Source organism: Streptomyces bugieae, assembly GCF_036352915.1.
In the GTDB taxonomy this organism is placed as follows: domain Bacteria; phylum Actinomycetota; class Actinomycetes; order Streptomycetales; family Streptomycetaceae; genus Streptomyces; species Streptomyces endophytica.
Window position 1 is genome coordinate 49,670 of record NZ_JAZBJP010000003.1, and the last position, 23,095, is coordinate 72,764.

The 23,095-nt window shown below is 73.2% G+C and carries 23 protein-coding genes and 1 pseudogene; 9 read left to right on the forward strand and 15 right to left on the reverse strand.

Annotation, left to right across the window (positions count from 1 at the left end; all coding sequences use genetic code 11):
- Positions 1–128: 128 nt before the first annotated feature.
- Positions 129–1,250 carry a cation diffusion facilitator family transporter gene (locus V2J85_RS10375; protein ID WP_330821448.1) on the forward strand — a complete coding sequence of 374 codons (1,122 nt, stop codon included), beginning with the start codon at positions 129–131 and terminating at the stop codon, positions 1,248–1,250.
- Positions 1,251–1,266: 16 nt separating this feature from the next.
- Here the strand turns inward: V2J85_RS10375 and ligD are convergent, their stop codons facing one another.
- On the reverse strand, positions 1,267–2,268 hold the full coding sequence (gene ligD, locus V2J85_RS10380; RefSeq protein WP_330821449.1) for a non-homologous end-joining DNA ligase: 1,002 nt from the start codon (positions 2,266–2,268) through the stop codon (positions 1,267–1,269).
- Positions 2,269–2,877: 609 nt separating this feature from the next.
- Here ligD and V2J85_RS10385 point away from each other — a divergent pair.
- The 3 genes from V2J85_RS10385 (at position 2,878) to V2J85_RS10395 (ending at position 4,779) form a co-directional block, all read left to right on the forward strand.
- Positions 2,878–3,282: a DUF7144 family membrane protein gene (locus V2J85_RS10385; protein WP_261952765.1), complete on the forward strand. Its 405-nt coding sequence runs from the start codon at positions 2,878–2,880 to the stop codon at positions 3,280–3,282.
- 146 nt (positions 3,283–3,428) lie between these two features.
- Entirely contained in the window at positions 3,429–4,409 is a 981-nt protein-coding gene (ku, locus tag V2J85_RS10390; RefSeq protein ID WP_330821450.1) for a non-homologous end joining protein Ku, read from the forward strand.
- Between the two features lie 139 nt (positions 4,410–4,548).
- Positions 4,549–4,779: a DUF6458 family protein gene (locus V2J85_RS10395; protein ID WP_261952763.1), complete on the forward strand. Its 231-nt coding sequence runs from the start codon at positions 4,549–4,551 to the stop codon at positions 4,777–4,779.
- Positions 4,780–4,807: 28 nt separating this feature from the next.
- On the opposite strand, the gene V2J85_RS10400 is transcribed toward V2J85_RS10395, so the two are convergent.
- A complete protein-coding gene (locus V2J85_RS10400; protein ID WP_330821451.1) occupies positions 4,808–6,487 on the reverse strand; it encodes an alpha/beta hydrolase in 1,680 nt (559 codons plus the stop codon).
- A 362-nt stretch (positions 6,488–6,849) separates the two neighbouring features.
- Here V2J85_RS10400 and V2J85_RS10405 point away from each other — a divergent pair, with 362 nt between their 5' ends.
- From V2J85_RS10405 to V2J85_RS10415, 3 genes are read left to right on the forward strand one after another with little or no spacing between them, the layout of a single operon-like run.
- A complete protein-coding gene (locus V2J85_RS10405; RefSeq protein ID WP_330821452.1) occupies positions 6,850–7,548 on the forward strand; it encodes a histone protein in 699 nt (232 codons plus the stop codon).
- 6 nt (positions 7,549–7,554) lie between these two features.
- Positions 7,555–8,547 (forward strand): SRPBCC family protein, encoded by a 993-nt coding sequence (locus V2J85_RS10410; protein ID WP_330821453.1) that lies wholly within the window; start codon positions 7,555–7,557, stop codon positions 8,545–8,547.
- Between the two features lie 5 nt (positions 8,548–8,552).
- Positions 8,553–9,533: a Rieske (2Fe-2S) protein gene (locus tag V2J85_RS10415; protein ID WP_330821454.1), complete on the forward strand. Its 981-nt coding sequence runs from the start codon at positions 8,553–8,555 to the stop codon at positions 9,531–9,533.
- A gap of 99 nt (positions 9,534–9,632) precedes the next feature.
- Here the strand turns inward: V2J85_RS10415 and V2J85_RS10420 are convergent, their stop codons facing one another.
- The 9 genes and pseudogenes from V2J85_RS10420 to V2J85_RS10460 all read right to left on the reverse strand — a co-directional run bounded on the left by V2J85_RS10420 (position 9,633) and on the right by V2J85_RS10460 (position 14,181).
- Positions 9,633–9,827 (reverse strand): CsbD family protein, encoded by a 195-nt coding sequence (locus V2J85_RS10420; RefSeq protein WP_261952758.1) that lies wholly within the window; start codon positions 9,825–9,827, stop codon positions 9,633–9,635.
- 98 nt (positions 9,828–9,925) lie between these two features.
- The gene (locus tag V2J85_RS10425; protein ID WP_261952757.1) at positions 9,926–10,336 is read right to left on the reverse strand and encodes a gas vesicle protein K; all 411 of its coding nucleotides are present in this window, start codon (positions 10,334–10,336) and stop codon (positions 9,926–9,928) included.
- Positions 10,333–10,617, reverse strand: a complete 285-nt coding sequence (locus V2J85_RS10430) for a gas vesicle protein (protein WP_261952756.1) — start codon at positions 10,615–10,617, stop codon at positions 10,333–10,335. The genes V2J85_RS10425 and V2J85_RS10430 overlap by 4 nt, the downstream gene beginning before the upstream one ends.
- Entirely contained in the window at positions 10,614–11,423 is an 810-nt protein-coding gene (locus V2J85_RS10435) for a GvpL/GvpF family gas vesicle protein (protein ID WP_261952755.1), read from the reverse strand. The genes V2J85_RS10430 and V2J85_RS10435 overlap by 4 nt, the downstream gene beginning before the upstream one ends.
- 431 nt (positions 11,424–11,854) lie before the next feature.
- Positions 11,855–12,160, reverse strand: a pseudogene (locus tag V2J85_RS10440) (gas vesicle protein); the annotation flags it as partial.
- A gap of 72 nt (positions 12,161–12,232) precedes the next feature.
- Positions 12,233–12,484, reverse strand: a complete 252-nt coding sequence (locus V2J85_RS10445; protein WP_330821455.1) for a gas vesicle protein GvpG — start codon at positions 12,482–12,484, stop codon at positions 12,233–12,235.
- 69 nt (positions 12,485–12,553) lie between these two features.
- A complete protein-coding gene (locus V2J85_RS10450; RefSeq protein ID WP_261952753.1) occupies positions 12,554–13,267 on the reverse strand; it encodes a GvpL/GvpF family gas vesicle protein in 714 nt (237 codons plus the stop codon).
- Positions 13,268–13,270: 3 nt separating this feature from the next.
- Complete coding sequence (locus V2J85_RS10455; RefSeq protein WP_261952752.1) at positions 13,271–13,705, reverse strand: gas vesicle structural protein GvpA; 435 nt, start codon at positions 13,703–13,705, stop codon at positions 13,271–13,273.
- An 89-nt stretch (positions 13,706–13,794) separates the two neighbouring features.
- Complete coding sequence (locus tag V2J85_RS10460; protein WP_261952751.1) at positions 13,795–14,181, reverse strand: gas vesicle protein GvpO; 387 nt, start codon at positions 14,179–14,181, stop codon at positions 13,795–13,797.
- 259 nt (positions 14,182–14,440) lie between these two features.
- Here V2J85_RS10460 and V2J85_RS10465 point away from each other — a divergent pair, with 259 nt between their 5' ends.
- Positions 14,441–16,585, forward strand: coding sequence for a SpoIIE family protein phosphatase (locus V2J85_RS10465; RefSeq protein WP_330821456.1), 2,145 nt, complete (start codon positions 14,441–14,443; stop codon positions 16,583–16,585).
- Positions 16,586–16,663: 78 nt separating this feature from the next.
- The gene (locus tag V2J85_RS10470; protein ID WP_261952749.1) at positions 16,664–17,563 is read left to right on the forward strand and encodes a universal stress protein; all 900 of its coding nucleotides are present in this window, start codon (positions 16,664–16,666) and stop codon (positions 17,561–17,563) included.
- An 81-nt stretch (positions 17,564–17,644) separates the two neighbouring features.
- On the opposite strand, the gene V2J85_RS10475 is transcribed toward V2J85_RS10470, so the two are convergent.
- The 4 genes from V2J85_RS10475 to V2J85_RS10490 all read right to left on the reverse strand — a co-directional run bounded on the left by V2J85_RS10475 (position 17,645) and on the right by V2J85_RS10490 (position 22,978).
- The gene (locus tag V2J85_RS10475) at positions 17,645–19,273 is read right to left on the reverse strand and encodes a phytoene desaturase family protein (RefSeq protein WP_330821457.1); all 1,629 of its coding nucleotides are present in this window, start codon (positions 19,271–19,273) and stop codon (positions 17,645–17,647) included.
- A gap of 75 nt (positions 19,274–19,348) precedes the next feature.
- A complete protein-coding gene (locus V2J85_RS10480; protein ID WP_261952747.1) occupies positions 19,349–19,777 on the reverse strand; it encodes an SRPBCC family protein in 429 nt (142 codons plus the stop codon).
- Positions 19,778–19,882: 105 nt separating this feature from the next.
- Positions 19,883–20,674 carry a SigB/SigF/SigG family RNA polymerase sigma factor gene (locus tag V2J85_RS10485; RefSeq protein WP_261952746.1) on the reverse strand — a complete coding sequence of 264 codons (792 nt, stop codon included), beginning with the start codon at positions 20,672–20,674 and terminating at the stop codon, positions 19,883–19,885.
- A 339-nt stretch (positions 20,675–21,013) separates the two neighbouring features.
- A complete protein-coding gene (locus tag V2J85_RS10490; protein WP_330821458.1) occupies positions 21,014–22,978 on the reverse strand; it encodes an aconitate hydratase in 1,965 nt (654 codons plus the stop codon).
- Between the last annotated feature and the right edge of the window lie 117 nt (positions 22,979–23,095).

Sequence of the window (23,095 nt, forward strand, 5' to 3'; positions counted from 1 at the left end):
CGCGGGGCTCCGCCCCTTCCAGGCTGCCCCTCCGCCCTACCGGAACCAACCGGTCGGCCCGGGTGCGCGCCGGGCCGCGGGCGGTTACGCTTCGCGTCGGCCGGCCGACCGACCACCGGAGGCACGCGGTGTCGAACGGGACTCAGGACGAGACGCAGGACCAGACGCACGACGGGTCGCAGGACGGGGCGGACGCCAGGACCGCGGTCACCGTGTTCGTGGCGCTCGGCGCGAACCTGGTGATCGCCGTGGCCAAGGTGGTCGGCGGGCTGCTCGCCGGCTCGCCCGCGCTGCTCTCCGAGGCGGCGCACTCGGTCGCCGACAGCCTCAACGAGCTCTTCCTGCTCGCCTCCCTCAAGCGCAGCACCCGCGCGCCGGACTCCCGGCACCCGTTCGGCTACGGCAAGGAGCGGTACTTCTGGTCTCTGCTCGCCGCGGTGGGGATCTTCGTCATGGGCGGCTGCTTCTCGTTCTTCCAGGGCGTCGAGGCGCTGCGCTCGGGCGGTTCGGAGAGCCGTACGGGCTACACGGTCGGGCTGGTCGTCCTGCTGGTCGCGCTGCTCGCCGAGGGCTCGTCGCTGCTGCGCGCGCTGGCGCAGGTCCGCGGCCAGGCGCGGCAGAGCTGCCGGACCATGCTGGGCGCCATCCGTGCGGGCGACGACCCGGCGTTGCGGACGGTGCTGGCCGAGGACGCCACCGCCTGCTTCGGCGTGGTGGTCGCGATGGCCGGGGTGGGGCTGCACCTGCTCACCGGCGAGGTGGCGTGGGAGGGCTGGGCGTCGCTGGTCATCGGGGCGCTGCTGATGTACGTCGCCTACCAGCTCGCCAAGGAGTCCCGCGGCCGGATCATCGGTGAGGCCGCCGACCCGGCGCTGCGCCAGGCGATCGCGCGGTTCCTGGACCGGCAGCCGGAGATCGACGCGGTGACGACGCTGCTGACCATGCGGCTGGGCACCCGGTCGACGCTGATCGCGGCCCGGATCGACCTCGTCGGCGGGCTGGACAGCGAGGAGGTCGAGGAGGTGCTGGTCCGGGTGAAGACGGAGATCCGGCGGCGCTGGCCGGTCGCCGACCAGATCTTCCTGGACGTCACGGAGGCCTCGGCCGGGGACCGGGAACGGGCCCGCCGGGAGCGCGAGTTGCTCGACGAGGCGGTGCTCGCCGACCGCGAACGGCACGGGCCGCGACGAAACGTCGAGGGACGGCCCGGCGAACCGAACGCTCCGGACAGCGGGCCGCCGGCCAACTGACCGGGCCGGCGGCCCCTCAGCGCAGGGCGTCGAGCCGCTTGCGGGCCGCGCGCAGCGACCGCCCGCGGGCCGGCACCGCCGACCACGGCCGGGCCCGGGCCTGCTCCACGACCCCCGCCACGTCCTTCAACGACCAGCTGCGTGCGGTCAGTTCGGGGTCGTCGAGCTGCTCGTGGCGGATCGGCACGGCGACCGGGGCGCCGGGCCTGGCCCGTAGCGACCAGGGGGCGACGGCCGTCTGTGCGTAGGCGTTGCGCTGGACGTCCAGGTAGAGCCGGTCGCCGCGGGCCTTCTTGCGCACGGCCGTGGTGAGCCGGTCCGGATGGCGCCCGGCCAGCACCTCCGCCACGTCCTGGGCGAAGCCGCGCACGGTGTCGAAGTCGCCGCGGCCGTCCAGCGGGACGATGACGTGCAGCCCGCGCGAACCGGTGGTCATCAGCATGGTCGGCAGCCCGAGTTCGTCCAGCAGCCCGACGAGTTGCCGCGCGGCCTCCCGTACGGGCTCGAAGCCGGAGCCCGGCGGGTCGAGGTCGAACACCAGCCGGTCCGGGTGGTCGGGCCGGCCGGCCCGGGACAGCCAGCGGTGCAGCGTGAGACAGGCCTGGTCGGCGAGGTAGAGCAGGGTGGCCTTGTCGTCGCAGACGGGGTGGGTGACGGTGCCGCCCTCCTTGGCGACCTCCTCGCGGCGGATCCAGTCGGGGTAGTGGTCCGGGGTCTCCTTCTGCATGAAGTGCGGCCCGTCCAGCCCTTCCGGGAGCCGTTCCAGCATCAGTGGGCGGTCCCGCAGGTGCGGGACCATGGCCGCGGCCACCCGGCGGTAGTAGTCGACGACATCGGCCTTGGTCAGCCCGTCGTCCGGGAACAGCACCTTGTCCGGGCGGTGCACCTCCACGGTCCGGCCGCCCGCCCGCACGGTCTTCGTACCGCCCCCGCGGGCCCTGCCGGCGGCCTTCCCGGTGGCGCCGCCCCGGCCGGTCTGCTTCCCGCCGGTGTCCGTGTCCCTGTCGGTGGCCTCCATGCGGGCGGGGGTACCCGCTGCGGGCCGCCGTACGCTCCGGCGTCCGGGTGGTGGCCGCCCGCCACGCCGCATGCCGGGCACGAAAGCGGCAACAAGGGTGGTGTGCCCAAGGGGCCTCACGGGGCGTCAACCGCCCGCGGGGCCGAAGCGAAGGAGGTCTCGTGCCGGGTCTCGTACCGGACGCACCATGCCGCCAGTGGGGGCGCGCAGCGCGCGACCCCGTACCACCGACGCCGGGACCGGGGCCCGGACCACCCGGACCCACCCCAGGTCCGCGCCCCGGCCCGGTCCCCGCCCCCGGACCGGATCCGGTTCCACCCCCGGCACCGGCCCCCGAGCCGGATCCGATCCCGCCGCATCCGGCACCGCCCACGCCCGGGCCGGAGCCGGGCCCGGCGCCCGATCCGCTGCCCGCGCCGGGCACCGCGGGAGCGGCCACGGCGCCGCGCCCCGGGGCCGGCCGGCGCTGATCCCCCCTCAATGCGGGCTCCTCACCCCTGGCATGCGGCCGGCCGATCCCTGTGGAAACGTGGAAACAGGTCATGACCACATGACCCCCGCCGGGATCGTGCCGGCGGCCGGCCGGGTCTCTCATGTGAGGAGTGAGCCATGGCCAGGCAGAAACCCACCATTGTCGGGGGATGGACGGCCTTCGCGGGCGTCCTGATGATCTTCGGTGGCGCGATGACCCTCCTGGAGGGCATCTCCGCCATCGCGAAGGACACCGTCATTCTGACGACGCGGAACTACGTGTTCTCGTTCAGCCTCGCGGGCTGGGGATGGATCCACCTCATCCTGGGCATCGTGATCCTGGCCGCGGGCGTCGCCCTGATCGCCAGCGGGGCGACGTGGGCACGCGTCCTCGGTGTCGTCCTCGCCGGTCTCGGCGCGCTCGCGAACTTCCTGTGGATCCCGTACTACCCGTTCTGGGCCCTGACGCTGGTCGCCATCGACATCTTCATCATCTGGGCGCTCTGTGCGGGTGACCATAACCACCGACACTCCGTGACATGACCTGACCCGACCCAGGGGCCGCCGGGATCCGGCGGCCCCCGCGGCCGCCGCCCGACCCGATCGAGCCATGCCCGGTATGACCCGGGATGTACGGTTCGCCCGGCCCACTTAGCATGGAGCCGAACGCACCGATGAAGGCGGCCCCCATGCGTCCCACGGCGAAGTTCGCCATCAGCTTCGGCCTGGTCACGATCCCGGTCGCCGCGTACAACGCCACGGAGAGTTCCGCGTCGGTCAGCTTCGTCCGCATCCACACCAAGGACGGCGGGCGGGTGCGCAACCAGCCGGTGTGCTCCCTGGAGGGCGCCGAGGTCTCCCCCGACGAGATCGGCCGCGGCTACCGGCCCGGCGACGGCGACACGGTCGTCCCGCTCAGCGACGAGGACCTGGAGGCCCTCCCGCTGCCGACCGCCAGGACGCTGACCATCCTCGCCTTCGTCGCCGGCGGTGACATCGACCCGCTCCAGCTGGGCAAGGGCTACTACCTGGGCATCGACGGCCCGGCCGCGGCCAAGCCGTACGTCCTGCTGCGCGACGCGATGGAACGGCACCAGCGGGTCGGCCTGGGGAAGATCGCCCTGCACGGCCGGGAGACGCTGGCGATGATCCGGCCGATGGGCGACGTCCTCGTGATGCAGCAACTCCTCTGGCCGCACCAGATCCGCCCGTTGCAGGGGGTGCTGCCCGAGCGCGAGGCGCCGGTGCACGCCAATGAGGTGGCGGCCGCCGAGGCGCTGATGGACTCCTTCGGGGGACTGTCCGAGGACGACGTGCACGACCACTACCGGGAGGCGCTCGAAGAGCTGGTGGCGGCGAAGCTGGCCGACCGCGAGCCGGAGTTCGAGACCGGCGAGGAGCCCCCGGCCGGCCGGGTGATGGACCTGATGGCGGCGCTGCAGGACAGCGTCCGGGCGGCGAAGCGGTCACGCGGCGAGGACGAGGAGACCGGCCCGGCCACGGCCGCGAAGAAGACCGCGGGCCGGAAGAGCGCCGAGAAGAAGACGGCCGCCAAGACGGCGGGCGCGAAGAAGACCGCCGGCACGACGGCAGGCACGAAGAAGGCCGCCGCGAAGAAGCCGGCCGCGGCGAAGAAGACCGCGGGCCGCGGCGGCCGGCGCGCCGGCTGAGCGCCCGGCCGGCCCCCGGCGCCCCTCCCCGGCCCACCCGCGCCGGACGTCGACCGCGGCACGGACATAAGGCCCCCGCCGCCGGGTAACCGCATTCTCAACAGACCTGACCGTCACACCAGTTATGGAGGAAAACACCATGGGTATCGGCGGGTGCATCGGTCTGCTGGCCGTGGGGGCGATCCTCACGTTCGCCACCGACTGGCACATGGCCGGGATCAATCTCGACCTCGTCGGCATCATCATGATGATCGTCGGCATCATCGGACTCGCGACGTACGTGAGCATCCTCAAGCGGCGGCGCACCCAGCCGCCCTCCCCCGGCGCTCCCGTGGTCGACGTCGAGGACAACCGTTACTACCGGAGGTAGTCCACCGGGCTGCCGTCCACCGGACCGCTCAGCCGCAGCTGGTGTCCGGCTTGGGCAGCACGCCGTCCATCAGGAAGCGGTCGACGTGGTCCTGGACGCAGGTGTCACCGGTGGCGTAGGCGGCGTGCCCCTCCCCGCGGAAGGTCAGCACGACGCTGGAATTGCCCAGCGCCCGGGCCATGTTGACGGCGCCCTGATACGGGGTCGCCGGATCGTTGGTGGTGGCGACGAGCAGCATCGGCGGCGCGTCCGGCGCCGCGACGTCGCGGGAGGAGTCGTCGCCCGCGGCCGGCCAGGCGTAGCAGTCCAGCAGGGTCGGGGCGAGGTCCGGCCCGAACAGCGGTGAGGCCCGGGTGAGTTCGCGCTCCGCCCGGGGGTAGTCGGCGGCGCCGTAGCGCTCCGAGGTGTCCCGGCAGGAGATCGCGCGCAGGGCCAGCTGGTCCTGCGGCGGCAGTTCGTCGTCCTGCCCGGTCCGCCGCGGCGGGATTCCGGCCCGCGGCGGTACGGCAACGGCCGTGCCGCCGCGGGCCTTCTCGCTGTGGGGAGCCCTGCCGCTCTCGGGTGCCCGGCTGCCGCCGCTGTCGCTGAGCCGGAGGATGCCCGCGCCGTCGCCGCGCCGCAGCTGCGCCAGGGCCTGCCGCAGGGCCGGCCAGTCGCTGCGGCTGTAGAGGGCCTCGCGCAGCGCGTAGACATAGGTGGTCTCGTCCACCGTACGCCCCCGCACCGTCAGCGGCGTATCGGTCAACTGCTGGTACCAGCGGAGCAGTTGGTCCTGCGCCCGGCCGTCGTCCGTACCGAGCGGGCAGTCCGGGGCACGGACGCAGTCGGCGGTGAAGTCGTCCAGTGCCCGCTGGAAGCCGCGGGCCTGGGCGAGCGCGGTCTGCCAGGTGTTCTTGGTGGGGTCCTCGACGCCGTCCAGCACCATCCGGCCGACCTTGTCCGGGAATTCATGGGCGTAGACCGCGCCGAGCTTGGTGCCGTAGGAGAACCCCAGGTAGTTGAGCTTGCCGTCGTGGACCGCGGCACGCAGCACGTCCATGTCCCGGGCGACCTCCGTGGTGCCGACCCAGGGCAGCAGCCCGCCGGAGTACCGCCCGCACGCCTCGTTGATGCGCTTCTCCTTCGCCGCGAGGGTGTCGTCGGCGGCGTTGCCGGGCGGCGGGGCGAGCCGGCTGCCGCAGGAGACGGGTTCGGTGCGGCCGGTGCCGCGCGGATCGAAGCTGACCAGGTCGTAGCGCTGGTTCGGGCGCGCGAAGGCGCTGCCGCTGCCGATCAGGTAGTCGACGCCGGAAGCACCCGGGCCGCCGGGGTTGAGAACGAGGGAGCCGAGCCGTTTGCCGGGCCCGGTGGCCGGCAGCCGGACCAGCTGGACCCGCAGCGCGGTCCGGTCGGGATGGCCGTAGTCCCGCGGTACGGTCAGCCGCGCGCACTCCAGCCGGTCGGCGAAGCCCGGCGGCGCGGTGTCGCCCTGGCTGCGGGCGCTCTGCTGGACGTCCGGGCCGCACCGCGCCCAGGAGAGCCGCTGCTGGTAGAAGCGTGCCAGCCCGGGGGCGGGGGACGGGTCACCGACGGCCGCCGGCGCGGGAGTTCCCGCCAGGGCGGCGGGCGTGCCGGCCGGCACGCCGAGCAGGGCCACCACCGCCGCCACGGCCGGCAGCCGGGCCGCGGCCGCCCACCGGCGGGCACGCCGCGCTCCCCCGACTCCCACACGGTCTGCTCCCGCACGAGGCGGGGCACGGCGTGATCCCGGCATATTTCGAGCCTAGGACCGTCGCCTTCCGTCCGCATACGTGCCGGTCGGCGGCCGGACGGACACCCTGCGGTCCTTTGACCGCTTTTTGACCGTATCGACGCCACTTTGACCGCCTCGCGTGTTTTTCTTCCGGACCACCGGTAACCCGTAGAACGGGCCGCCCCTCACGGCGGGCGAACCCGCTCCCTCGGCATGCCCGCGGGCGCAGCTGCGCCCCCGCATCCGCGATGGGCGCCCGAGATGCGCAGGTCACCACAGGGATCACTCTGGAGATATGGCGCCAATCGGTCGGCTGCCCAGGAAAAGGTGACACGTCCATGAACCAAGGAACGAAGATCATGCTCGCCGCCGCGGTGGCCGGCGGCTATGTGCTGGGCCGTACCAAGAAGGGCCGGCTCGCCCTCACGGCGGCGTCCTATCTCGCCGGGCGCCAATCCGGTCTCGACCCCCGTCAGCTGGTGTCCGACAGCGTCCGCAAGCTCGGGGAGATACCCCAGGTCGCGGAGCTGGGCGACCAGCTGCGCGGTGAGGTGATGGACGCCGGCCGCAAGGCCCTGGCGACCGCCGCCAACCGGCAACTGGTCTCGCTCGCCGATACGCTCCGCGACCGGACCAGCCGCCTCGAACTCGGCCCGCAGGGGGACGAGGAAGAGGAAGAAGAGGAAGAAGAAGAGGAGTACGAGGAAGAGCCGGAGGAAGACGAGGAAGAGGAAGAGGAAGAAGAAGGGGAGTACGAGGAGGAGGAAGAGCCGGAGGAGGAAGAAGAAGAGCCGGAGGAGGAAGAGGCCGAGGAGCGGCCCCGCCGCGGCGGCGGGGGCCGAGCGGCACGGGCCCCGGCGAAGAAAGCCACCGCCAAGAAGGCCCCGGCAAAGAAAGCCGCCAAGAAAGCCCCGGCAAAGAAGGCCACCGCCAAGAAGGCCCCGGCGGGAAAGAAGGCGGCCAAGAAGGCCAAGAAGGCTCCGGCGAAGAAGACCGCCGCCAAGAAGACCACGTCGCGTGGCAGAGGCGGGAGGTGACCGGTCATGGCGAAGTCGGAACAGGCCCCGGACTCGGGGATGGACCAACTGCGTGACGAGTTCGGCAACCTCATGACGGCGTTGGTGGGAAACCTCGCCGAACGGGCCGGCGACAAGCTGGCGGACGTGACGGACCAGCTCACCGATGTCGCCGAGCACGGCGGGTCCCTGGGCAAGATCGGCGCGGGCCTGCTGAGCGGTGATTCCCCCCTCAAGGCGGTGCTGTCCGGAACGGCGGGGAGCATCAAGGACAAGGTGATCGGAAAGGCCAAGGAGGCCTTCGGAGGCGGAAAGAAACGCTCCTCGGGCGACAAGAAGGTCACCAACATCATCGAGGTCCTCGACGTCGGTGTGCCGGTGCGTGCCGCCTATGACCACTGGACGCAGTACGACAAATTCAGCCGCTTCACCAAAGGCGTGCGGAATGTGTCGCCGCACGACGAGACGACCAGCGACTGGAAGGCCAAGGTCGGGCCGTCGACCCGGGGCTGGAAGGCGACCGTCCAGGAACAGATACCGGACGACCGGATCGTCTGGACGTCGGAGGGGGCCAAGGGCTCGACGCGGGGCGCGGTCAGTTTCCACGAGCTGGCGCCCAATCTGACCCGCATCGTGCTGGTCGTCGAGTATTACGCCTCGGGATTTTTCGAGAAGACCGGAAACATCTGGCGGGCGCAGGGACGACGGCTGCGGCTGGACTTCAAGCACTTCCAGCGCTACGTGACCCTCACCACCGAGGAACCCGAGGGCTGGCGCGGCGAGATCCGCGACGGCGAGGTCGTACGCACCCATGAGGAGGCCGTCGAGGAAGAGGAGAGCGAAGCGGCCGAGGAAGGCGAAGAAGAGGAAGGCGAGGAAGAGGGCGAAGAAGGAGAAGAGGAGGAAGAGGGCGAAGAGGAGGAGGAAGGCGAGGAGTCCGCGGACGAGGAAGAGGAAGCGGACGAGGAGGACGAGGAAGAGCCCGCCGAAGAGGACGAGGAAGAGACCGAAGAGGAGTGAGGCTGATGCGGCTCTCCGCGCGGTACACGAAATTCGCCGTCCTCGCCCCGGGTACGGGCGTCCTGCAGACCGCCACCGGTTCCGGTGGCGACACCGGCACACTGAATGGCGCCGCGGCCCGCACCGAGGCCACGTTCCTGCGCTCCCTCGACGAGCTGGGCCGCCTGGAGCAGCTGGACCGGGTGATCGGCCCGCTCCAGCGGGCGGTCCGCGGGCTGCCGCTGGGGCGCTGGCGCGATGTGCTGCACGGGCTGCCGATCGGCCATCCGCTGCACCCGGCGCTGGTACAGCTCCCGCTGGGCTCGTGGATGTCCGCCGCGGTGCTGGACCTGGTGCCCGGCACCCGGCGCGGCGCCCGGGTGCTGGTGGGCGTGGGCGTGCTGTCCGCCGTACCGGCCGCGCTGGCCGGCTGGGTGGACTGGGCCGAGCAGCACGAGGACCAGATGCGCACCGGGCTGGTGCACGCCGGGTCGATCGCCGCGGCCATCGGCCTGTACGCGAACTCCTGGGTGCAGCGCGGCCGCGGCCGTACGGCGCTGGGCAAGGCGCTCGGGCTCGCGGGACTGTGCGCGGCCGGTACCGGCGGGCTGCTGGGCGGCCACCTCGCCTACCGGCAGGCCGCGGGCCCCAACAAGGCCCAGCCGGTGCCGCACCTGGTGGCGGCGGGCTGGCACACCGTGGGCCGGGTGACGGACTTCCCGGTCGGCGAGGCGGTGCGCCGCGAGCTGGGCGAGGTGCCCCTCGTGGTGGTGCGGCAGCCGGGCGGCCACATCCATGTCCTGGCCGACCGGTGCAGCCACATGGCGGGACCGCTGTCGGAGGGGAAGGTCGCGGACGGCTGTGTGCAGTGCCCCTGGCACGGCAGCGTCTTCCGGCTGGCGGACGGCGCCAACGTACGGGGGCCGGCCACCGCGCCGCAGCCCGCGTTCCAGGTGAGCGTGGAGTCCGACGGCACCGTCCGGGTACGGCTGCCCGAGGCCGGCTGACCCCCGGCCGAGGCCGGGATCTTGTGCCACCGGTCCCCGCCGCCCGCACGGAGACACGGGCGGCGGGGACCGGTGTGGGCCGGTGGCCGGGCGGCGGGCTCAATGCTTCAGGGTGTGCCGGCCCTTCTCCACGGCCTGCTTGACCTTCCCCATGGCCTTCTCGGCCCTGCCCCTGTGTTCGAGCTCCGTGTCACCGCGGGCCCTGCCGGTCGCTTCCTTGGTCCTGCCGATCGCTTCCCTGGCCTTTCCGGCGGCGGTGCCGCCGAGCTCCCGGGTCTTCTTCTTGATGTCCATCTCGCGCTCCTGTCGTGGTCCTTGTCGTGCTCCTGTGGTCCTTGTCGTGCTCCTTGGGGTGCGGCCCGGTCCGGGCCGCCGGTTCGGGACGGCGCCGGTCAGGACGGTGGCAGCAGGGTCCCGAGGGGTCCGAGGTCCAGATTGAGGTCTTCCAGTGACAGGTCGTACCGGGCGCAGAGGTCCACCATCCGGCTGTGCAGGATCATCAGCGTCTCGCCCAGCCGCTCCTCCTGCTCCTCGGAGAGGTCCCCGGCGTCGACCCGGTGCAGGGCCTGGCGCTCCATGAGTTGCCGCAGCAGCTCGACGAGGGTGAGGACGAGCTTCATGAGGTCGCGTTCCACCGTGTCGGGATCGGTGGCGATCCGGTGTGCGGGCCGGGGCGACGGACCGCCCGGCGTGCGCAGGAGGTCGTCCTCCGGTGCCGCGGGCAGCAGGCGGAAGGCGCGCGCCGCCGCGTCGGCGACCTCGTCGAAGCGGGCGCCGGCCGGCCACCGGGCGTCCTCCGTCATGGTCCGCCCTCCGGGAGCGTCAGGTCCTCCCGGTACGTCAACTCGTCGCGCTGCGCCAGTTCCTCGCGCGAGGGCCACGGGGAGGGGTTCGCGGCGCTGATGGAGACGACCAGCGCACGCAGCGTGATGCGGACGAGGTCGATGTCGGCGATGGAGAGCACCACGTCGCCGGTGAGCACCACACCGCCGCTGAGCAGCCGGTCCAGCAGGTCGATCAGCGCGATCTGCTGGTTCGGCAGCGGCTCGTCCGCCCTGGCCGGCGGCCCGCCCACGGGCCTCACGGCGCGGCTCTCCGCACGGGATCGGCCTCGGCGGGGACGGCGAAGGAGTAGGGCGCCCAGGGCCCGGTGACCTCCACGCGGACGCCGGGGAAGCCCTCGCCGGCCCGGAGGACGTCGGCGCGGAAGTCATCGGCGTCCTGCTGCGGCACGAGATAGGCGTCGTTGACGACGTTCTCCCCCGGGCCCTGGGCCAGTTCGCCCTGTTGCGCCCGGTGCCTGACCTGGTCGACGGCGTAGGTGCGGGCGGTGTCCTCGACCCGCCGGGCCGCCTCCTCGGCGTGCCGGTAGGCGTCCTGGCGGGCGTGGCGCTGTGCCCTGCGCCGGCTGAGGTAGGCCCGCCCGGGACTCACGTCCTCGGCGGGCGGCTCCTCGGGGGTCTCGGCGGCCGCGGCGTCGACGTAGATCTTGACCCCCCACTCGGTCTGTGCGGCCAGCTCGGTGAGCCGGTCGGCGAACGCCCGCCGGCGGTCCGCCAGCATCAGCCGGACGCTCTCGTCGTCGACGTAGACGGTGGCCAGGCGCAGCGGCAGCACGGTGCTGCGGGCGGCCAGCGCCTCGATCACCCGGTGGTGGGCGCGGGCGACGGCCTCCAGCCAGTCCAGGTCCTCCAGGTGGGCGCGGAGTGCCCGCTCGTCGAAGTCCGCCGCGGGCACCGCGCTGACGGCGACGACCACATCGGCGTCGTCGCCGGTGCGTACCAGGCGGACCGGTGCGTCGGCCACGCCCGGGAGCCCGGACAGCTCCGCTTCCAGCGATCCGTCGGCGTCCCGCGCGACCGCGTAGGCATAGCTGATGAGCTCGGTCATGGCTCGTCCCGCTTCTTGCCCCGGGAGCGCGGTTCGGCCCGCTTGCGTGCGGTGCCGGAGGCGCGGGCCCGGCCCGACGTGCCCGGGTTGCCGCTCACGCTGCGCCGGCTGCGGGCGGCCGGGCGGTCCTTCTGCTCGGCCGCCTTGCCGGGCCCGGCCGCCTCGGCCGCCTTGTCGGGCTCGGCCACCTTGGCCGGCTCGGCCGGCTGGGCCACCTCGGACGGTTCGGCCGCCTCGGCCGCCTGGGCCACCTCGGCCGGTTCGGCCGCCTTGGCCGGTTCGGCCGCCTTGGCCCGCTTGGCCTGCCCGGCCTGCTTGGTCACCGCGGCCTGCTCGTTCGCCTCGGCCTTCTCGGCTTCCTCTGCCGCATCGATCTTTCCGGGCTCCACCGCCGAGTCGCCCGGCGGCAGCTCGTCGACCCCGGGCCGGCCGCGCGCCGCGGCGAGTTCGGCCCGCAGCCGCCGGTTCTCCTCGGCGAGCGAGCGGTAGCCGTCGGAGGCCCGGGAGGACAGTGTGGGGTCGTGCTCCCACCAGTCGATGCCCATCTCCTTCGCCTTGTCGACCGACGCGATCAGCAGACGGAGCTTGATGGTGAGGAGTTCGATGTCGAGGAGGTTGATCTGGATGTCACCGGCGATGACGAGGCCCTTGTCCAGGACCCGTTCCAGGATGTCGGCGAGGTTCGCGGACGTGCCGCCCTGGCCGGGCGGGGCGGCCCTGGAGGGTTGGTCACCCAGCCTCCTGGCGACGGGTTCGCTCACGGCCCTGCACCTCGCTTCCCCGGGGCCCGGGCGTTGCTCCGGCCCCGGTCAGCCACCGGTACCCCGAAGGTGGGCCCGGATCTCTTCCAGTCGGTCCAGCAGTTCGTCCTCCCGCCGGTCGAAGGTCTCCTCGTCGATCTCACCGGCCAGCAACTGCCGTTCCAGCGCGGCGAGTTCCTGCTCCACGGGGGCGGGGTCGTAGTACTCGTTCTCGGCGGCCTCGACCACCCGCTGCAGGACCCAGAGGACACCGCGCACCGGGGCGACCGGGAGGGCGGCGATCTCTCCCAGCAGATTCATGGGAACTCCTTGGACGAGGCCGCGGAACCGGACGCCGGAAAGAGCGGACGACCGGCCGGGCCGGACGGATCAGACGAAGCTGTAGACGGGGAGCGGACCGCGCAGCCGCAGGTCGAAGTCCTCGCCCAGTTCGTCGGCGATCTTCTGCACCGCGGCGCGCAGCCGGGCCTCCTGGTCCCGGTCGACGAGGAAGGACACGCTCAGGAAGTCGTCCCCGGCCGCCTTGTAGCCGGTCTCCTCGCGGGCGATCCCACCCAGCGCCTCGGCGACCGCGGCGTTCAGCCGGTCCTTGCGCGTCTCGACCTCCTTCGCGACCAGTTCGCCGAGTGCGAGCGGCAGGTCCGGGCCGCCCCGGCCGCTTCTGACCTCCTCGTTCATCCGGCGCGCCTGGTCCGATTCGGTGAGGATCTCGCGCAGCATCGCCTCCTCGCTCTGGGCGGCCTTGAGGTGGTACTCGACGCAGCCCTCCAGGGTCTGCAGCCGCTCGGCGAATTCCTCCGCGCGTTCCTCCAGCACGGTCCGTACCGCGTCCTCGTCGTCGGCCGTGAAGCCGAACTGCAGCGGCAGGGCCGTGCCGTCGGCCATCAGCCGTTCCTGCACGGCCTGATGGGCGGCGAGGTCGCGGCGCTTGGGCCGCAGCCCTTCGGGAGCGTCACTGACCACCGCGGACAGCTTCTCGCCGACCACCGTGCGCAATTCTGACGGTGGGTCACCCACTCCGTGCAGACCGTCCAGGTTCTGCGGATGACTGCGGGAGACGATCGAGTAGACGTAGACGGGCATGGCTCAGTCCTTTCGGTGCCTCACCGGTCGCTCGCGTTTGCTCGCGGGCTCCTTGTGCCGTTCCTCGGTCTCCTGGGTGCTTGCCTTGAGGGCGTCCGCCACGGACTCCGCGACGCCGCTCAGGGCTCCCTTGGTCTTGCCGCGCGCGCCGCCCTCGGTGACCTCGCCGACGACGTCCGTCAGCTTGGAGGGGGCCTTGCGCCCGGACTCCAGGTCGAGGCGGTTGCAGGCTTCGGCGAAGCGCAGGTAGGTGTCCACGCTGGCGACGACGATGCGGGCGTCGACCTTGAGGATCTCCAGGCCCACCAGCGAGACGCGTACGAACACGTCGATGACCAGACCACGGTCCAGGAGCAGTTCCACGACGTCGTAGAGGTTGCCGGTGGCCTGTCCGCCACCCGTCGCTACGGCCCCTCCTCCTTGCGGCACTACACTCACGGTGCCTTCCTTTCACCGGCGCACTCCAGAGCGCACTGGAGCGGCCGTGTTTGTTCACTTGGCGAACGGTGATGTCGGCGCCACCCGGCCTAGCCCTGGCCGACCTGCCCTTTGGTGTAGCGGCGGGTGCGCTCGTAGGACATCAGCTCGCCCTCTTCGTCGAGCGTCACGCGGTAGCTCGCCATCACGCTGCTCGTTGTGGGGACGCGTTCGAGTTCCAGGACTTCTACGTCGGCCATCCAGCCGTCCTCGGTCGGTTGGACCGCGGAGACGGATTCGGGGGCCCGGCCCAGGAGCTCCTGGAGCTGCTCGGCCGCGTAGCGCATGGCCCGCGGCGCGGAAACGCGGCGGGCGGCGCGCTCCGTACCCCGGTCGCTCGTCCGGTCGCCGGCATCGGCGTCTCTGCTCTTCCCGGCCGTCTTCTTTCGGGTCGGGCGCCGGTCCGGAGTTTCCTCGTCCTCTTCGTCTGCGGCCATGTTTCCTCTCCGAATGCGGAGGCGACATGCTGCCCGCGCCAGGTTCAAGAGGCGCCATTACATGATATACGGCGATTTGCACCCTCTCTCGGGAGAGCTCTCGGGGCAGGCTCTCCGCGGCTCCCCGGCCCCGTCGGCCACCCAGCGGCCGCTCGCATGCCGCGGCCCGGCCGTCGGCGTAACGTCGGCACTGTTCCGGACCGACGGCGGGCCGGAGTGGGTCGTACATGCCACGACGACAGCGGTGTGAAGGTGCGAGATGAGCGGCGGGACCGGGACCGACCCGCTGGACCGGGCACTGCTCCGGGTGATGCTGGCCGCCGGGGCGTCCGCGGGCGGTGTGTACGTGCTCGCGGACGACGAGCCGGTGCTGCAGCTGACCGTCATGAGCGGGGTGCCCGCGCCGTTCCTGGAGCCGTGGAGCCGGGTGGCGCTGGCCGCCCCCATCCCGGTCGCGGTCGCCGTCCGCCGCCGGCACCTGGTGTGGGCGGGCAGCCATCAGCAGCTGGTCCGTGACTTCCCCCGTACCGCGGTGGCCGTGCCGTACGACTTCGCGCTGGCCGCGGCGCCGATCGGCGACCGGGACGCGGACGGGGCACGGGGCGCGCTGCTGCTGCTGTGGCCGGCCGGGCATCCGCCGCACCTGTCGGAGGACGAGCGGGAGCGCGTCGAGCACGGCTGCCGGCAGCTCGCGGCGGTGCTGGCGCGGCACCCCCGAGGGTCCGACGGGCACCCGCCGCGGCCGGTCGAGCCGCGGGTGCTGACCCCGCCGCCGGCCCGGACCGTCGGCCCCGAGGAGGCGCGGGCGGCGGTCGATTTCGCCGAACGCCTGCCCGGCGGCGCGTGCGCGCTCGACCTGGACGGCTCCATCACCCTGGTCACGACCGGCGCGGCGGAACTGCTGGGCGCGGAGCCGGACCGGCTCATCGGGGCGCGTCCCTGGGAGGCGCTGCCCTGGCTGCGCGACCCGGTGTTCGAGGACCGCTACCGCGCCGCGGTGATCAGCCGTCAGCCGATGTCCTTCGTCGCCCTCCGTCCGCCCGACCGGTGGCTCACCTTCCAGCTGTTCCCGGACGGCCGCGGCCTGAGCGTGTGGATCGCGCCCTCGGAGGTCCCGGCCGGCAAGGAGTACGGCCCGCTGCCGGTGCCCGCCCCGGGAGAGGCGGTGCCGCCCCGGGCCGGGCAGATCTACCACGTGCTGCACCTGGCGGCCGCGCTCACCGAGGCGGTGGGCGTCCAGGACGTCGTCGACCTCGTCGCCGACCAGATCGTGCCGGCCTTCGGCGCCCAGGGCATGCTCATGTACGCGACGGAAGGCGGCCGGCTGCGGACCATCGGCCACCGTGGTTACCCCGCCGAGGCCGTCGCCGCCTTCGAGGGTCTCGCGCTGGGCGCCGCGAAGAGCCCGGCCGTGCACGCCCTGTCCACCGGGGAGCCCAGCTTCTACACCACCCCCGAGCAGATGGAAGTCGAGTACCCGGGGCTGCCGCAGCTGACCGGCAAGGCGGCCCGGGCCGTGCTGCCGCTGATCGTCTCCGGCCGCCCGGTCGGCTGCTGCATCCTCTCGTACACCCGCCCCCGCACCTTCAGCATGGAGGAGCGCCAGGTCCTCACCTCGCTGGCCGGGCTGATCGCCCAGGCGCTGGACCGGGCCCGGTTGTACGACGCCAAACAGCAGCTGGCCCACGACCTGCAGGCCGGGCTGCTGCCGCACGGTCTGCCGCCGGTGCCCGGCCTCGCGGTCGCCGCCCGCTATCTGCCGTCGACCCGCGGCATGGACATCGGCGGCGACTTCTACGACCTGATCCGTCTCGACGAGGACAGCGTGGCCGCGGTCATCGGTGACGTGCAGGGCCACAACGCTGCGGCGGCCGCCCTGATGGGGCAGGCCCGTACCGCCGTGCACGCCCACGCGACGGCGGGCGCCTCCCCGGCCGAGGTACTGGCCCGGACGAACCGGCTGCTGACCGACCTGGACCCCGACCTGTTCACCAGCTGCCTGTACGTCCACATCAACCTGCGCTCCGGCCGGGCCTGTCTGGCCAGTGCCGGCCACCCGCCGCCGCTGCTCCGTCATCCCGACCGGCACACCGAGGTGCTGGACGTGCCGCACGGGCTGCTGCTGGGCATCGACCCCGACGCCCGGTACGAGGCCACCGAGATCGAGCTGCCGCCGGACTCCGTGCTGGCGCTCTACACCGACGGGCTGGTGGAGCAGCCGGGCGTCGACCTGGACCGTGCGGTCGCCGAGCTGGCCGGCCGGCTGAGCGCGGCACCGCCCCGGCAGCCCGACGCCCTCGCGGACGTCCTGCTGGAGAACCGGTACTCCGGCGCGGACCGGCAGGACGACGTGGCGCTCATGCTGCTGGCCCCGGACTCGATCGGACCGGGCGGGCCCGCTTGACCGCTCCGCCGCGGGGTAGCCGCCCTTCCCCCGGGACCGCCCGGCCCCGGCATGCCCGACCCGAACAGGAGTGACCCGATGTCCGGTGTCTCACCGATCCGCCCGGTCCTGGCCGGAGTTGACGAAGGAAGCGACCAACGGACGGTGGTCCGGCACGCCGCGCGGCAGGCCGGGCTGCACCACACCCCGCTGCATCTGCTGCACGTCACCGGCCACCCGGACGACCCCACCGGTACCACCGCGGACGAGGACGGGCACGGGCCGCCGACACCGGACGCACCCGTCACCGAACGGCTCGCCGAGCTCGCCCGCTCGGAGTTCCCCGGCATCACGGTGACCACGGAGACGGTCCCCGGCCGGCCCGCGCCGGTCCTGCTGGAGCGCTCCGCCGAGGCCGCCTTCCTCGTGCTCGGCCACCGCGGCAGCGGCGGCTTCCCGCGGCTGTCGCTGGGGTCGGTCAGCCAGCAGGTGGCCACCCACGCCGACTGCCCGGTCATCGTCGTACGGCCCGGGGAGACCCCCGCGGACCCGGACAACCGGGTGGTGGTCGGGGTGGACCTCGGCGACATCGGGGCGCAGGCCCTGGACGTGGCGTACGAGGAGGCGGCGGCGCGCGGGGCGAGCCTGCAGCTGCTGCACGCCACCTTCCATCCCGGCGAGGTGCCGACCGGCCCCAGTCTGGTCGCGCCGGACTACGAGGCGCTCGACGCGGCCGCGCTGGAGATCCTCCGCACGGAGGCCGCCAAGCGCCTCGACCGCTTCCCCGACGTCACGGTGCACGCCCGCGTCGAACGCGTCCGCCCGGCGGCGATGCTGACCGAGGCGTCCCGTGACGCGGCCCTGCTGGTCGTCGGCACCCACGGCCGCGGGGGTCTGCGCCGGCTGATGCTCGGTTCGGTGAGCGGCGAGGTGCTGCACCGGGCGGCCGCGCCCGTCCTGGTCGTGCCGGGACGGGACGGCGACCACCGGGCGGCATAGGGCGGCGCACCGCACGGGGCGTACCGCGTCGTCCACCACGTCGTGACGGACGGCGTCCGGCGGGCCGGGCACGGGCGGGTGTCACGGCCAGGTGCCGGCGTGGAGCGGGGCGCCCCGGCCCAGGGCGCGCCGGCTGCGGGCGAGCAGGCTGCCCGGTGCGCGGCGCAGGGCCGCCCGGGCCGCGTTGGCCCCCGGTGCGCCGTGCACCCCGCCGCCCGGATGCGCGCCGGCCGAGGCCAGGTAGAGCCCCTCGACGGGGGTTTCCGGACGTCCCAGGCCCGGCAGCGGCCGGAAGAACAGCTGCTGGTGGACGGCGGTGGTGCCGCCGTTGATCGCGCCGCCGTGCAGGTTGGCGTCCATGGCCTCCAGGGTGGGCGGGGCGAGGATGCGCCGGGCCTTGATCCGTCCCCGGAAACCGGGGGCGAACCGCTCGACCTGCGCCTCCACCCGGTCCGCCATCGTCTCCTGCTCCCCGGGGTCCCAGGCGCCGGTGATCGTTCCCCGCTCCGCCGCGTCCCCGCGGACCCGGTGCGGTACGTGGGTGTAGGCCCAGGCCGACTCGGTGCCCGGCGGCGAGCGGGTGGGGTCCGCGGTGGTCATCTGCCCGAACAGCGCGAACGGCCGGTCCGGGACCTGCCCCATGGCGATCTGGGCGGCGAACCGGGTGAGTTCGTCCATCCCGTCGGCGAGGTGCACGGTGCCCGCGGTGGCGGCGGCCTCGGCCGCCCACGGCACCGGACCGCCCAGCGCCCAGTCCACCTTGAACGTGGCGAAGTCCCACTGGAAGCGCCGCAGATCCGCCAGCAGACGGCCGGGCAGCTCACGCGGGTCGATCAGCCGGCCGTAGAGCGCCGGGACGGACACATCGGCCAGCACCGCCCGGCGCGCCGGCACGGTCTCGCCGATCGCGGTGCGCACCGCCACCGCGCGTCCGGCCCGGACCACGATCCCGACCACCCGCTCCCCGCAGCGCAGCACCCCGCCGCGCCGCTGCAGCCGCCGGACCAGCGCCCAGGTCAGCTGCTGCGCCCCGCCGGCCGGCACCGGGAAGCCGTAGGCCTGCGCCAGCATCGACATCAGCCAGCCGAACCCACCACTGCCCGCCGTCTCCGGGCCGAGGTCGGCGTGCAGCGCGTTGCCCGCCAGCAGCAGCCGCCCGGCCTCGCCGTGGAACTCCTCGTCGCCCAGGCGCCGTACGGGCAGCAGCAGCTGCCGGGCCAGCCGCAGTCCGCCCGCCGCGCGGAGCCGGGCGGCCAGCCGGGCCGTCGCCCGGACCGGGGGGAACGGGGTGAACAGGGCCCGGAGCAGGTCCGGGCCGATCCGGTCCCAGATGCCGCACAGCCCCTGCCAGGCGACCCCGTCACCGGCGCCGAACGTCTCCAGTGCGGCCGCCGTGTCCCCGGGCGAGCGGTCCAGCACCGCGCAGCGGCCGTCCGTCAGCGGGTGGGCCAGCACCCGGGGCGCGTGGCTCCACACCAGCCCCTGCTCGAACAGGTCCAGGCGTGCGAGGACCGGGGAGGCGGCGGCCAGCGGGTAGAACGAGCTGCACAGGTCGCTGACGTAATCGGCGTGCACGCCGCGGTCACTGCGGACCGCGCCGCCCGGCTCCTCCTGCTCCTCCAGCACCTCGACCGTCCACCCGGCGTCGGCCAGCAGGTTCGCCGCGACCAGCCCGTTGGGCCCGGCACCGATCACCACTGCGTCCGGCATCGCCGTCTCCCGTCAGGAAACCGTCCCTCCGCGTCAGGAAACCGCCCCCTCCGCGTCAGGAAGCACCGGCGCGGCTCACCCGCCGTGCTCCACCAGCTGCTTGAACTGCTGCAGATCGCTGCGCAGGCCCCGCTCGATGACGGCGGCCTGGGCGAAGCCCTTGGGCCCGCCGAAGGTCTCGGTGATGGTCCCCGGCTCGTACTCGAACCGGGCCTGCAGACGGGTGTGGCCGTCGTCGAGGGACTGCAGCGAGAAGGCGCCTCCCAGGGTGGGTCCGCTCGTGGTCCGCCACGTCATCACGTTCTCCCCGCCCCGGTCGGTGATCCGCACCTCGAACTCCCGGGTGTGGCCGCCCGCCTCGACGTCCAGGCGGGTCCGCTCCCCCTCCGACCGCGCCGCGCGCACCCCTTCCAGGAACTGCGGATAGGTCTCCGCGCGATGCAGGCATTCCCATGCCGTATCAAGGGGAACGCTGATGTCTATGTGTTCTTCGAGAGTGCTCATCAGGCACCTCACAGCTCGGCTCATGGCACGCGATTACGCTTCCAGAGTGCCCCGCCCGGACCGGGGCGGCGACCCGGCCGAGGGGCGCCGCGCGCAGCGGATTTCCTACGTCCGCGGCGCGGCGAAGGTCTGTTCGCGGACGAAATCGCAGGAGCGGCGCAGCAGGCGGGAGATGTGCATCTGGGAGAGGCCGACCCGGTCGCCTATTTCCTTCTGCGTGAGGCCCATGAAGTAGCGCAGGTAGAGGATGCGCCGCTCACGCTCCGGGAGCATGCGCAGCCCCGCGGTGGCCGCCGCGCGGTCGTCGACCAGGGCCAGGGCCGGGTCCTCCTGCCCGACGAGTTCGCCGAGCGTGTCGGAGCCGTCGCCGCCCAGCGGCCGTTCCAGGGACAGCGCGGTGAAGGTGTTCTCGGCGTCGAGGCCGAGCAGGACCTCCTCCTGGGTCAGGCCGGTGTGGGCGGCCAGGTCGCGCACGGTGACCTCCTGCTGACCGGCGCGGGCGGCCAGCTCCTCGCGGGCGTGGAAGACCTTGGTCCGCAGGTCCTTGACGCTGCGTGGGACGTGCACCGCCCACATCGCGTCGCGGAAGTGCCGCTTGAGCTCGCCGACGATGGTGGGCACCGCGAACGCGCCGAACGGGGTGTCCGCCCGCGGGTCGAACGCGTCGATCGCCTTGAGCAGGCCGAGCGCGGCCACCTGCCGCAGGTCCTCGTCGCTCTCCCCGCGGCCGGTGTAGCGGCGGGCCAGCCGGTGGGCCATCGGCAGCCAGGCCCGCAGGATCTCCTCGCGCAGCCTCTCCCTGCGGTCACCGTCGGCCAGTGCGGCCAGTTCCTCGAAGGCCGGCCCGGTGTCCGGGTCCAGGTGCGCGTACCGGCCGGAACCGGCACCGCTGGTCATCGCGCCTCACGCCTCCCGATCAGCCACTTCTCCCTGCCCGCGGGCTGCCCGCCCGCCGCTCGTCCAGCTCATCGATTCCACTGTGCGGCCAGGGGCGGATGCGCGCGAGACGACCGGGGGCCACTGCGTCGCGCCGCCCGTGCCGGGCCCGGGTGGGAGAATGGCAGGGAGGGCGAGCCGCACCCCGGTCCGCAGGCGGTGGGTGAGGGAGCCGCCGCGGTGCCCCGGTGAGGAACGGCTCGGCTCAGCGGCCCCCGTGCCGGGGATTCCCCGGCACGGGGTCGGCCGCTCGGCACGCAGCGCCCGACTCCCCCGGCCCGACCGCGCCGCGCCCCGGTCTCACCGTGCCAGGGCCGGGATGACGCCGCCCGCCAGGACCGCCCGGCGACGCCCGGGCGAGAGCCGGTGATGGACCGGATACTCCTCGTCGCGGGTGGTGTTGCGGACGCGGAGGGCCGGCGGGCCCTGCTCCGCGAGCGCCTCGTGCAGCCCGGTGAGCCGGAGCCGGTCCCCGGGCTCGATGCGCCCGTAGTCGTCCGGATCGTCGAATTCCAGGGCCAGGACGCCGAAGTTGGCGAGGTTCTGCCAGTGGATCCGGGCGTACGACTTCGCGATGACGGCACGTAGGCCGAGATAGCGCGGAGTGATGGCGGCGTGTTCCCGCGAGGAGCCCTGCCCGTAATTCTCCCCGGCGACGATGACGTGGCCGCCGTCGTCCCGGACCGCTTTCGCGCGCCGCGGATATTCCGGGTCGAGCCGGGTCAGGGTGAACTCCGCGAGTTTCGGGATGTTGGACCGGTAGGGCAGTGCCTTGGCGCCCGCCGGGGAGATCTCGTCCGTGGAGACGTCGTCACCGGCCTTGAGGAGAACGGGGAGTTCCAACTCGTCCGGCAGCGGGTCGAGTTCGGGCAGCGCGGAAATGTTGGGGCCGCGTTCCAGCTCCACCCCGAGCGCCCGGTCCGGGGGCAACGGCGGTTCCAGCATGGCGTCGTTGACCGATACCGGGTCCGGGGCCTCGGGTGCCGGGTGGTCCATGGCGGAGCGGGCGGCCCATTCGCGGGGATCGGTGATGGTGCCGGTCAGCGCGGAGGCGGTGGCGGTCTCCGGCGAGCACAGCCAGACCGCGTCGTCGTCGGTGCCGGAGCGGCCGGGGAAGTTCCGCGGGAAGGTACGGAGCGAATTGCGCCCCGCGGCCGGCGCCTGTCCCATGCCGATACAGCCGAGGCAGCCCGGCTGGTGGATTCTGGCGCCGGCCGCGATCAGTGCGAAGGTGGCCCCGCACCGGGTCAGGTCCTGGAGGATTTCCCGGGAAGTGGGATTGATGTCGAAACTCACGCCGGGGGCGGTCTGCCGCCCCTGCACCATGGCGGCGGGCACCGCGAAGTCGCGGAATCCGGGATTCGCCGACGATCCGATGACGACCTGGCCGACCGGCTCCCCGGCGACCTCCCGTACGCCGACGACATTGCCCGGCGAGGTCGGCCGGGCGATCAGCGGTTCCAGCGACGCCAGGTCGATCTCCTCCGCCAGGTCGTAGGCGGCGTCCGGTGCCGCGACGATCTCGGTGAAGTCGGCGCCCCGCCCGACCGCGTCGAGGAATGCCCGTACCGCGTCATCGGCGGGGAAAACGGTGGTGGTGGCGCCGAGTTCCGCGCCCATGTTGGCGATGACGTGCCGGTCCATGGCGGTGAGGGAGGCCAGTCCGGGCCCGTGGTATTCGAGGATGCGATGCACGCCGCCCTGGACGCCGTGGCGGCGCAGCATCTCCAGGATGACGTCCTTGGCGCTCACCCACGGCGGGAGTTCGCCGGTCAGCCGGACTCCCCAGATCTCCGGCATGGTGAGGTGCAGCGGCCGTCCGGCCATGACGAGGGCCACCTCCAGCCCGCCGGTGCCGATCGCCAGCATTCCCAGGGATCCGGCGGCGCAGGTGTGGGAATCCGAACCGGCCAGGGTCTTCCCGGGAATTCCGAAGTGCTGCATATGCGTCGGATGGGAGACGCCGTTGCCGGGTTTGGAGAACCACAGGCCGAAACGGCGGGCGGCCGAGCGGAGGAAGAGGTGGTCCTCCGCGTTGCGCTCGTCGGCCTGCAGGATGTTGTGGTCGACGTACTGCACGCTGACCTCGGTCCGCACCCGTTCCAGCGCCAGCGCGTCCAGCTCCTGCATCACCAGCGTGCCGGTGGCGTCCTGAGTGAGCGTCTGGTCCACCCGCAGCGCGATCTCCTCGCCCGGTGCCATGCGGCCGGACACCAGATGGTCGCCGATCAACCGCTGCGTCACGGTCCCATGCGAACGCCCCATTTGTTCATGTTAGCCCTCCCCTGCCGTGCCGGCCCCGCCCCGACGTCGGCCGGCCACCGGCCCATGATCCTCCGCGCGTGGGGCAGACTTGTCGGACAGGGTGGGATGCCGCGGGAG